Here is a 12,747-nt window from a genome sequence, read left to right on the forward strand (position 1 = left end):
GATGGCCTGGCGCCCGGCGGCTTGTGGGTGGCCGAGGGCGCGCTGGCCAAATGGGAAGGGGCCAAGGCGCCCAAGCCCGGCGTCGAGGGCGGACGCCAGCTGGTGACCATCGAGCAGACGCAATCGCGCGCCATCCTGAACTGGGACACGTTCAACATCGGCCGCAACACCACGCTGCAGTTCAAGCAGGGCGCCGACGACGCGGTGCTGAACCGGGTGGTGGGCGCGTCGGCCCGACCCAGCCAGATCCTGGGCGCGATCCAGGCCGACGGCACGGTGATGGTGGTCAACCAGAACGGGGTGATCTTCAGCGGCACCAGCCAGGTCAACGCCCGCAACCTGGTGGTCGCGGCCGCCACCATCACGGATGCGCAGTTCCGCGACAAGGGCCTGTATGCCGACAACGGCGCCCAGCCGACGTTCCAGGGCGCCCTGGGCCGCGTCGAGGTGCAGGCCGGCGCGCGCATTGCGACCGCCGCGTCCACCACCTCGACCTCGGGCGGCGGCTACGTGCTGCTGCTGGGCAAGGAGGCGGCCAATGCCGGCACGATCGACACGCCGGGCGGACAGGCGCTGCTGGCGGCCGGCGACAGTTTCGTCATCAAGCGCGGCCAGGGCACGGCGGGCAACCTGCTGTCGACCACCAAGGGCAATGAGGTCACGCCAGCGGGCGTGCCCGGACGGGTCGAGAACAGCGGCCTGATCCAGGCCGCCATGGGCGACGTGACCTTGACCGGCGGCGACGTGACGCAGCGCGGGGTGCTGCTGTCGAGCACGTCGGTGGACACGCGCGGCACCCTGCACCTGACCGCCGCCGGCGCGGACGGCAGGATCACCCTGGCCGAAGACAGCGTCGCCGCGATTCTGCTGGACCACAGCGGCGCCCTGGCGCTGGACAGCCAGCGCGACGGCCTGCGCGCGCCGCCGGCGGCGTCGACGTCTTCGCCGTGGCTGTCGGCCGGCGCCGACCGGCGCGAGCTGTCGCGGGTGGAGATCAGCAGCAGCGGCACGGTGGATTTCGCGTCGGGTTCCATCACGCTGGCCACCGGCGGCCAGATCGCCGTGCAGGCGGTGCGGCGCAGCCTGCTGCGCGACGGCGCCATCCTGGACGTGGCGGGCGCGGTGGGCGTGCCGGTCGCCATGGAAAACAACAACCTCAAGATCAACGTACAGGGCAACGAGCAGCGCGACGCGCCGGTCAACCGTGAAAGCGGCAAGCTCAACAGCAATGACCTGTGGGTGGATATCCGCGACCTGGTGCTGGTGCCGGCCGGCACCAATGGCTACGCCACCGACCGCTGGTACACGGCTGGCGGGTTGCTGGAGGTCAGCGGCTATCTGGGCACGCAGGGGCATGCGGTCAACGAATGGATGGCGCAGGGCGGCACTGTCGAATTCACCGGCGGCGACGTGGTGACGCGCGCCGGCTCGCAGATCAACCTGTCCGGCGGCACGCTCGACGTGCAGGACGGCATGATCCGCCAGAGCTGGCTGCGCGGCGTGGACGGCAAGCTGTACGAGGCCTCGCGCGCGCCGGGCGACCTGGCCTACACCGGGCTGTACCAGGGCTACGAGGCGCGCAGCGAGCGCTGGGGCCAGACGCGCCGTTTCTACAACCCGCTGATCGCGCCGCTCGAACGCTTCGAGACCGGCTATACCGTGGGCCGTGATGCGGGCCGACTGCTGATCGGCACCCGCGCCGCGGTGCTGGAAGGGGAGCTGATCGGCACGACTTTCCAGGGGGATCGCCAGAATGCGGCCCCGCAGGCCGGCCTGGACGGCTACCAGCAATCGCAGCGGGCCGCGGCGCGTGGCGCGCAACTGGTGGTCGGCACCTATACGCCGTACTACAACAAGACGACCGGCGCGGTGCAGTACGCGCTGGGCCGCAGCGAGGACACGGTGCGGCAGGTGGTGTTGTCGGAGCGCGTGGCGGCCATTGCCGCCGGCCTGGAGCTGGGCGACGCGCTGCCCGCCGATCGAGGCGGCGCGCTGTTGCTGGATACCGCCCGCTTGAACGGCTTCGAGTTGGGCGCCGTTCGCATCGCCGCCCAGGACATCGTCGCGCAGTCCGATCTGGCGGTGGCGCCGGGCGGCGACATCACGCTGTACGCGAACCGCGTGACGGTGGACGGCGCGCTGAGTGCGCGCGGCGGCAGTATCCGCCTGGGCAATGTGCTCAATCAGGTGACCTCGTCGGGCATGCTCGATACCTCCATCGGCGCCACGGCGTCCGACCGCCTGACGCTGGGCGCGGGCGGGCGGCTGGATACGTCGGGCCTGTGGACCAACCTGGCGCTGGCGCCGGGTCTGACCGGCGCCATGCCCTACCTGAATGGCGGCAGCGTGTCGCTGCGCGGCAGCGGCGACATGCTGCTGGAGAGCGGCAGCGTGATCGACGTCGGCTCGGGCGCGGCGTTGCGCGCCAAGGGCAAGCTGACCGGCGGCAAGGGCGGCAATGTCACGATCGAAGCCATGACCAGCGGCACGGCCACGGGACGCCTGGACCTGGGCGCCGAACTGCGCGGCTACGGCGTGGACGGCGGCGGCACCCTGGCGGTGACGGCGGGCAAGGTGGCGCTGGGCGCGACGCCGTCGCAGGCCGACGCCGACGTGCTGGCGCTGGCGGCGCCGTTCTTCCAGCGCGGCTTCGCGCGCTACGAGATCATCGGCAGCCGTGGCGTGACCGTGGCCGACGGCGCCCGCATCGAGGTGTCGATGCCGGTATACCGGCCGGTCGCGCAGGCGGGCGGCGTGCCCACCGGCGCCGAGGCCGCCACGGCGCTGCAAGCCTGGCTGCCGCCTGTCTATCTGCATGACGCGGTGGCGGGGACGGTGACGCGGCGGCGCGGCGCCAGTCTGTCGCTGCAGAGCGGGCGCACCCTCGGCCCGGTCGGCACGGACAGCGATACGACGCTGCTGATCGGCCAGGGGGCCCAGGTGGCGGTGGATCCGGGCCAGACCATCAAGTTGCGCGGCGCCGGCCAGATCACGGTGCTGGGCGGGCTGACGGCCGCGGGCGGCAAGATCGACATCCGGCAATTGCGCCTGGGCGACATCGATGTCGCCGAGTCGGTCGAGACCGCGGATGGCCAGCTGCACAACCGCTCGATCTGGATCGGCGAGCGGGCGGTGCTGGACGTGGCCGGCCGGGCGCAGTCCGGCATCGATGCGCAGGGCCGCCGGTACGGCGTGGCGGACGCGGGCGGCGTGATCGTGATCGGCGGCGAAATCGACCATGCGCGCGCCACCGCGACCTCGTCGGACGCCTACGTGATCGTGCGGCCGGGCGCGGTGCTGGATGCCTCGGGCGCCGGCGTGGACGTGGACATCAACGGGGTCGGCCCGCTGCGGCTGGCGCGTGACGGCGGCCGCATTTCGCTCAGCTCGTATAACGGCCTGCACCTGGACGGCGCCTTCATCGCGCGCGCCGGCGGCGCCAGCGCCATGGGCGGCACGCTCGATGTCGCGCTGGAAACGCCGCTCTACCGCATCTGGGGCGAGGGCGTCGCCGGCATGCCGGTGCAGGTGCCGCGCGAGCTGGTGCTGGCGCCGGGCGCGGGCGGCCTGCTGGATGCCGCCCTGACGCCGGGCGCGGCGGCCGATGGCCTGCGCTACGGGCAGACAAGGCTGGACGCCGCGCGCCTGACGGCCGCGGGCGGCTTCGATCACCTGGGGCTGCTGGCCAACGGCCTGATGTCGTTCGACGGCGCGGTCGATGTGGCGGTGGCGGGCAGCATGCGGCTGTACGCCAGCGCCTATTCGCTGGCGCCGGACGCCGCCGCGCGGACCCGGGTCAACCTGGCGGCGCCCTATGTGCGGCTGTCCGGCCCGGGCACGTACTTCGCCACCAATGGCATGCTGCGGCCGCGGGTGCTGTTCGGCGATGCGCCCGATGTGGGGGCGGGGGTGTTCACGGTGCGCGCCGGCAGTCTGCTGGAGGTGGGCAACAGCCTGTCGTTCGGCACCCAGGGCAGCATCAACCGCAGCGTGGGCGGCCTGTTGACCGTGGCGCGCAGCGGCTTTGACCGGGTGGCGCTGAACAGCGGCGGCGACCTGCGCTTCCTGCGGCACAACGACGACCAGCCGCGCACGCGCCTGTGGACCCGGGGCGACCTCGACCTGACCGCCGCGCAGCTGTATCCGGTCACGGGGGCCGAGGCCGAACTGCTGGCCGGCTATACCCGCAATCCGCAGTCTGGCGTCAACGTTTTCGATCCGACCCGCACGCTGCGGGTGGGCCGCGCGGGCGACGCGGGCGCCGCGCTGCCGGCCGTGCCGTATTCGGCCTTTGGCACCTTGCGCCTGGCCGCGGCCAGCGTGGAGCAGGGCGGCGTGCTGCGCGCGCCGCTGGGCACGATCGTGCTGGGCGACCTGAGTTCAGCGGTCGGCACGCAGCGCCTGACCTTGCTGCCCGGCAGCGTCACGTCCGTCAGCGGCGCCGGCCTGTGGATGCCGTATGGCGGCACCACCGATGGCGTGTCGTACAAATTCCAGGGCGCCGAGGTGGCCTTGCCGGGCGCCGGCGGCGCGGTCGGCCAGGGTCAGGGCGCGTCGCTGCGCACCGGCATCACGCTGGGGTTCCGCGACGTGGACGCGCTGCCGGGATCCTTGCTGGACCTGTCGGGCGGCGGCGAACTGACCGGCGCGGGGTTCGTGTCCGGCCGTGGCGGTTCGACCGACGCGCGCTACTTCCCGCTGGTCCGCAACGATCCCAAGGGCGGCTTCACGCTGCCGGGGCTGGCCACCAATCCGGTGTACGCCATCGTGCCCGGCGCGCAGCCGGGCTATGCGCCGGCGGGCGGCGAGGCCGGCGCGTCGACGCCGGGCGTGGGGCGGCAGATCACGCTGGGCGACGGCGTTCCCGGCCTGCCGGCCGGCACCTATACCTTGATGCCCTCCACCTACGCCTTGCTGCCCGGCGCCTTCCGGGTCGAGATCAATGGCCAGGCGGCGGCCGGCGCGGCCATCGCGCCGCTGCAGATGCGCAACCTGTCGTGGGCCGCCAGCGGCGTGCTGTCCACCGCCGGGGTCGGCGCGGCGGACCGCCTGGCGAGCCAGGTGATCCTGACGCCCGCGAACGTGCTGCGCACCTATTCGCAGTACAACGAAATGAGCTATGCCAGTTTCGTGCGGGCCGACGCGGCGACGCGCGGCGTGCCGCGCGCCATGCTGCCGGCCGACGCGCGCACCCTGCGCCTGGCGATCCATGCCGGTTCGCAGGACGGGCAGGCGTTGCGCTTCGAGGGGCTGGCCAATTTCAACGGGGCGCCGGGCGGTTTCGGCGGCACCGCGGCGCTCAATGGCGGCAGTTCAAGTATCGAAATCCTGGCGGCGGGCCAGGCGCCGACCGCCGGCTTTGGCGGCGCGTCGGTGCATGCCGACGCCTTGGCCGCGCTGGGCGCCAGCCGCCTGGTGATCGGCGCGCTGCCGGTGGTGCTGTACGGGCAGGGCGGGCGCTTCTATACCTTCCAGGGCGGCGCCAACGAGGTGGTGATGCGGTCCGGCGCCCAGTTGGCGGTGCCGGAGGTGCTGATCTCGTCACGGGTGATCGAGATCGAGGCGGGCGCGGGCATTTCCACGCTCGGACGCGGCGCGCCGTCGGTGGATTCGACCGGCGGCTATGCCTTCCAGCCCGGCAGCGCCGGCCTGCTGGCGCTGTCCAATGGCCGCCTGGATGTGCTGGCGCCCGACAGCACGGTCACGGGCGCGATCCGCATCGGCACCTGCGCGACCGGCGCCTGCGAGGTGGTGACGCGGCTGTATTCCGAGGGCACCATCGCCGTCGCCACCAATGGCGTGTTCGATCTGGGTGAACAGGTGCGCTACGGCACCCGCAACCTGGCGCTGGCCGTCGGCACCGTCAATGTCGGCACCACTGAAGCGCTGCAGCAGGCCGCCGCGCGCGGCGTGCTGCCCAGCGGCTTGACGCTGAACCAGGCCATCCTGGCGCGCCTGTTGCGCGGCGATGCCAGCGCCGGGGCCCCGGCGCTCGAGATGCTGACGCTGACGGCGCGCGAAGCCGTGAATTTCTACGGCACCGTGGCGCTGGACACGCGCGACCCGGCCACCGGCAACTACCGCATGGCGACGCTGGCGCTGGGCACGCCGGCCCTCTATGGCTATGGCGAGGCCGGCGACGTGGCGTCGATCTACGCCCGCAACCTGGTCTGGAACGGCGCGGTGCAGGCGCCTGGCGCGGTCGCGGCGGGCGGGGCCGGCACCGGCCAGGGGGCGTTGCGGATCGAGGCCGAGCGCATCGAGTTCGGCTACGGCCAGGGCGCGCAACCGAATGGCCTGGATGACAACGCCCGCTTGGCGCTGGGCTTTGCCGGCGTCACGCTGAACGCCAGCGACCGCATCACCGCGAACCATCGCGGCAGTCTGGCGGTGTACCAATCGCAAGGCGCTTACACCAGCGGCAGCGGCTATGCCTACAGCGGCGGCAATCTCACGCTCAACACCCCCTTGCTGACCGGCGCGGCGGGCTCGGTCAACCGCATCACGGCGGGCGGCGACGTGCGTGTGCTGGCCGCCGCGGGGGCGCCCGCGGCGCAGGACACGGTGCAGGCGCTGGGCGCGGAGTTGAGCCTGGCCGGCGCCAATGTCCGGGTCGACGGCGTGATCGCGTTGCCCAGCGGCAAGCTGACGCTGCAGGGCCGCGACAGCGTGCTGCTGGCGGACGGATCGAAGCTCGACCTGGCCGGTCGCGCCATCGCGTTCAATGACGTGCTGCGCTACAGCTGGGGCGGCGACCTGGTGCTGGAAAGCAGCCAGGGCGGCATCCGCCAGGAGGCCGGGTCGCTGATCGACCTGTCGGCGCGCGACAACGACGCGGGCAACCTGCGCGCGGTGGCGCTGGCGGCCGCCGATGGCCAGGTGGCCTTGCTGGGCCGCATCCTGGGCGGCAGCTCGGGCCGTTACGACGCGGGCGGCACCGAGGTGCCGTATCGGGCGGGCAGTGTCGAGGTCCGCGCGCAGCGCCTCGGCGCGCCCGGCAATCTGAACGCCGACTTCGAGGCCCTGAACCGCCGCCTGAACGAGGGCGGCGTGACGGGCGCGCGCAGCTTCCAGGTCAGGCAGGGCAGCCTGACGCTGGGCGACGCGCTGCGGGCCAACGATATCAACCTGTCGATCGACGGCGGCAGCCTGACCGTGGTCGGCCGGGTCGATGCCAGCGGCGAACGGGTCGGCCGCATCCGGCTGGCGGCGCGCGACGGCCTGACGCTGGCCTCCAGCGCGGTGCTGGACGCGCACGGCACGGTGTTGCGGGTGGACAGCTACGGCAGGATCATTGACGCGCCCAACCGCGCGGTGGTCGAGTTGAGCTCGGGCCAGGGCGTGCTGACGCTGGCGGGCGGCGCCCGCATCGACCTGCGCCACGGCACCGCGGCTGCGCCGGGCGCCGCCGCCGGGCAGCACGATGGCGCGGCGCGCGGCACGCTGGATCTCATGGCGCCGCGCATCGACGCCGCGGGCAATGCCGGGCTCAATGGCGACGGGGCGCCGGGGGCGGCCGCGACCTACGGCGACATCGCCATCGACGCGCGCGGCCCGCTCACGATCGACGGCGCCAAGGCCATCAACCTGACCGCCATGCAGCGCTATGACGACGCCCGTCCCGGCGATCCGGCCGACCGCGCCGGCGGCCGTGAATACCAGATCATCGACCAGGCCTACCTGGAGGCCAAGCACGCCGACAGCCGGGAATTCATCCGCCTTGCCCTGCTCAACGGCAATCTGCTGGACGGCAAGCTGGCGGGCCTGAACAACGCGACCTACCGCGACGTGTTCCATCTGCGTCCCGGCGTGGAAATCGTCAGCCGCACCGCCGACGGCGACCTGGTGGTGCAGGGCGACCTGGACCTGTCGCGCTATCGCTACGCCAGCTTGAACCCGCGCTCGCCGGTGACCTCGGCCTACGGCTCGGGCGAGGCGGGCGCGCTGATCCTGCGGGCCAAGGGCAACCTGGACGTCTACGGCAGCATCAACGACGGCTTCGCGCCGCCGCCGGCATCGCCGGACGATGAGAGCGGCTGGGTCCTGACCCCCGGCGCGCAGCCCTTCGGCGGCGACGTGGTGCTGCCGCGCGGCGGGGTGCAACTGGCCGACGGCACCGAGTTCCCCGGCGGCAAGACCTTGAACTATCCCTTGCCGCTGCAGGCCACCACGCTGGCGGCCGGCACCCGGCTGCCCGTGGAAGCGGTGCTGGACCAGCCGCTGTCGCTGGCCGCCGGCACGGTGCTGTCGGGCGACGTGCGCGACGCCGGCGGGCAACTGCTGTACGCCGCGGGCACGGTCCTGGAGCACGCGCTCGACCTGCCGGCGCAGACCCGCCTGGGCGCTGGCACCTTGCTGACCCGTGGCACGGCCCTGAAGGCATTCACCTGGCCGGCCAACGTGGCCCTGCCCAATCGGTACACCACCCAGGCCTACGAGCCCAACGTGTTGCTGATGGCGGGCACCATCACGCTGCAGCAGGGGGCGTTGATTCCCTCGCAGACCAAGCTGGTGTTCCCGGAGGGCACGGATTACGTGGAGCTGCGGCCGGGCACCGCGGCGGACCAGCGGCGCAACTGGGCGCTGGCCAGGATGCTGCCCGCCGGCAGCCAGTCGTGGTCGGTGCAACTGACGGCGGGCGCGGACCTGGACGCGGCCGACCGGCGCCAGGTGCTGCCCGGGCCGGGCGCGGGCAAGCTGACGCTGGCCGACACGCACTACAACGCCACCCTGGTGAAGGGGGCCGGCCTGGTGTGGGGGCCGGACGGCGAGGCGTCCGGCTTCGAGCCCGGCAAGCCGGTGCCGGACGACATGTTGTGGCTGTGCGACGTGGTGGAGGGCCTGTGCCTGCCGCCGCCGCGCTGGGTCTGGGCCAAGGACAACTGGTGGGGCCAGCCCGAAGGTTCGCCGGTGGCCGACGCGGACCTGGGGGTCTGCGAGGGGTTTCCGGACCAGTGCGTCGAGAACAAGCAGACCACCACCGTCGCCACGCATACGCAGAACTTCAGCGTGCTGCGCACCGGCACCGGCGACCTGGACCTGGTGGCCGGCGGCGATATCAGCCTGATGTCGGCCTATGGTGTCTACACGGCCGGCACGCAATCGGCCAACGTGGCGCCGGCCTACCAATTGCCGCGCGGCCGCTACGGCAGCACGGTGCTGGGCGACGCTTACGCCAGCAACTACGAACCCTTCGTTGCCGCTGGCGCCGGCTATCAGGCCTGGTATCCCGAAGCGGGCGGCAACTTCAGCCTGTACGCCGGGGGCGCGCTGCGCGGGGACGTCTGGGGCAAGACCGTGGCCGGCAACTACGACGGGCGCGTGATCGACCCCAGTGCCGGCATCGGCAACTGGCTGTGGCGCCAGGGCAGCGGCAGCGCCAATGGCGGCGACACGCCCACGGCATGGTGGATCAACTTCGGCAGCTATGCGCCGGCGCGGCCCGAGTTCAAGGATTCGACGCCCGTGCTGGTGGGCTTCACCGGTTTCGGCGCGCTGGGCGGCGGCAACGTCAGCGTGCGCACGGACGGCGATGCCGGCAATATCGAATCGCGCGGATCGATCGCCTATCCGCGCGGCCAGGGGCTGGTCGTCGCCGTGGGCGGCACCGGCCGCGTCGCGGCCGATGGCAGCGTGGTGCTGACGGGCGGCGGCGATATCGACATGCGCATCGGCGGGGCCCTCAATCCGACGCAGAGCGCGCGCGGACGGGTGTCGTCCACCGGGGGGGCGACGCCGTACTACGGCGATCCCGCGATCGACCTGCAGGGCGCCCTGATCAACCTGCGTGGCAACGTCAGGCTGACGGGCGGCGCGGTCGGCGGCCTGGATCTGCAATACGGCAACAATGCTTCGCTGCAGGATGCCAAGGACAGCCGCGGCTACGATCCCTACACCGCCACCCTGGCCAGCGCCACGGGCGGCCTGGCGCTGATCCCTGGCGACGCGGTGATCCGCCTGGATACGCGCGGCGATCTGGTGGTCGGCGGGGCCAGCGATCCGGGCCGCGTGGCCGTGCCGAACAGCACGCCGTTCCGGCTGCGCGACGGCACGCCGATGACGGGAGGCGGCACCACCTGGTTCTCGCTCTGGACCGACAACACCGCGATCACCCTGTCGAGCGCGGGCGGCAACCTGACGCCCAGCCGGCAGACGTCGCACAGCGCCAAGGGCATGGCGTTGCAGACCGGGCTCAATACCTCGGCGTCGGACGCGCGCTATCTCTATCCGTCGATCCTGCGCGCGACGGCCTACGATGGCAGTATCTATGCGGGGGTGTCGGCGGGCTATCTGAACACGGAAGACACCGGCCGGCCGTATTCGTTGACGTTGGCGCCGGGCGCGCGCGGGCAGCTGGAATTGCTGGCGGGCGACTCGATCTACGCGGGCGGTTACGCCATCAATCGCTCGGGCGCCGATCCCGCCAGCGTGGCCAGTGTCCGCACGCCCGCCTTTGCCGGCTATGCCTCGCAGGCCAGCCAGGCGCCTGTCCTGAGCAACCGGGGCTCGATCGGCGGCCTCCTGGAGCGCGATCTGCATTTCCCGCTGTTCTATTTCGGCACGCCGACCGCAAGCGCGGCAGGCTCGGGCGCGGTGACCCGGCTGTATGCCCGCGATGGCGACATCGTCGGGTTGCGCAGCGGTGAAACGCTGACCGTGCTCAAGGGCGACAGCCAGGGCCAGACCTGGTTTGAGGCGGCGGGGCCGGTCTGGATGATGGCCGGGCGCGATATCGTCGCGTCGGGCACCGGGCCGGGCGCGCAGCTCGACGTGCCGTCGAGCAACGGCTACAACCTGGGCAGCGGCGGGGGCGCGTGGGTGGGATCGAGCGGCAACCTGTTCCTGCACCGCGATGCGGGCGAGGTTTCCCGGGTGTCCGCCGGCCGCGACATTCTCTACAGCTCGTTCCAGGTGGCCGGCCCCGGCGCGCTGGAAGTGTCGGCGGGCCGGCAGGTGCTCATGGCCGACCAGGCCTCGATCACCAGCCTGGGCGCGGTGATGCCCGGCGACCGCCGTCCCGGCGCATCGATCGCCGTGCTGGCGGGCGTCGGCGCGGCCGGGCCGGACTATGCGGGATTCCTGGCGCGTTACCTGGATACGCGGGCCGCGGATCCGGGCCGGCCGCTGACGGACCAGGGCTTGGCGTTCAAGACCTATCAGGCGGAACTGCTGCTGTGGCTGACGCAACACCATGATTTCGCCGGCAGCGTGGACGACGCGCGCGCCTATTTCAACGCGCTGCCCGCCGAGCAGCGCAACCTCTTCGCGCGCCAGGTGTACTTTGCCGAGCTGCGCGCCGGCGGCCGCGAATACAACGACAAGTCCAGCGCCCGCTACGGCAGCTACCTGCGCGGCCGCCAGGCCATTGCCGCGCTGTTCCCGGACACCGCGCCCGGGGCCTACCAGGGCGATATCACGCTGTATGGCGGCGCCGGCATCCGCAGCACCTTCGGCGGCGACATTCAGTTGCTGACGCCGGGCGGGCAGCAGGTGTTCGGCCTGGAAGGGGCCGCGCCGCCCGCCACCGCCGGCATCATCACCCAGGGCGAGGGCAGCATCCAGCTCTACGCGCTGGGCAGCATCCTGCTGGGGCAGAGCCGGGTCATGACCACTTTCGGCGGCGGCATCACCGCCTGGTCGGCGCAAGGCGACATCAACGCCGGCCGTGGCGCCAAGACGACCGTGCTGTACGCCCCGCCCAAGCGCGTCTACGACACGGTCGGCAATGTGACGCTGTCGCCCAATGCGCCCGGCACCGGCGCGGGCATCGCGACGCTGGCGCCGCTGCCGGAGGTGCCGGCCGGCGACGTCGACCTGTATGCGCCGCTGGGCACCATCGACGCGGGCGAAGCCGGCATCCGGGTGTCGGGCAACGTCAACATCGCGGCGCTGCAGGTGGTGAACGCCGCCAACATCCAGGCCCAGGGCGAGAGCAAGGGCGTGCCGGTGACGGCGTCGGTCAATACCGGCGCGATGTCGTCGGCCAGCGCCGCGGCGGCCTCGGCGGTGGGGGCGGCGCAGGAGTCGGCGCAGCGCGCCCAGAGCCAGGCGCGGCAGAACCAGCCGTCGGTGATCAGCGTGCAGATCCTGGGGTATGGCGAGGAGCCGGTGGCCGGCGCCAGCATGGCGCCGCCGCCCGGGCCGACCGCGGCCGCGAACCGCTATGACGCGGCCAGCGCCGTGCAGGTGCTGGGCGCCGGCGCGCTGGACGACAGCGAGATGCGGCAACTGAGCGCGCAGGAGCGGGGCAAGCTGGCGATGTGAGCCGCGCCGGGGGGGCGTGACGCGCGCGTGACGGTTGCCTGCCCGATGGCCGGCAACTGTCACGAGCGCGTCACCCGACCGTCATATCCGCTCGCTACCATGCCGCTTCCGCCCTGCCTCCGGCCACCACCGGGGCGCAGTCGCCACGCCATCTTAGAGACATCGGGGTGTTATGACAGTCACGCAGGCGCCTGGGGCCGCTTGGGCGTTCGCCTGCTGGTTCGCGCTCGGACTGGCGGTGCTGCCGCCGGCCGCGCTGGCCCAGCAGCGGACGGCGGACACGGCGTTGATCCCGTTCGACATCGCCGCGCAGCCGCTGGACGCGGCCCTGGCCGCGTACACCCAGGCCACCGGCATGGCGGTGCTGGTGACCAGCCGCCTGACGGCCGGCCGCCAGGGCAGCGCGGTGCGCGGCCGGCTGGCGCCGCGCGAGGCCTTGCGCCTGCTGCTGGCGGGCACCGGCCTGCAGGCCCGCTACAGCAG

At 72.6% G+C, this 12,747-nt stretch carries 2 protein-coding genes; both read left to right on the top strand.

Annotation, left to right across the window (positions count from 1 at the left end):
* The coding region (locus H0523_RS30190; protein ID WP_180180258.1) for a filamentous hemagglutinin family protein at positions 1 to 12,264 on the top strand (12,264 nt) is incomplete at its 5' end.
* A gap of 172 nt (positions 12,265 to 12,436) precedes the next feature.
* Positions 12,437 to 12,747, top strand: a 311-nt coding sequence (locus H0523_RS30195; RefSeq protein ID WP_218950888.1) for an STN domain-containing protein, incomplete at its 3' end; no start/stop codon positions are given.

The organism is Achromobacter insuavis, from assembly GCF_902859645.1.
GTDB classification, from domain to species: domain Bacteria; phylum Pseudomonadota; class Gammaproteobacteria; order Burkholderiales; family Burkholderiaceae_B; genus Achromobacter; species Achromobacter insuavis.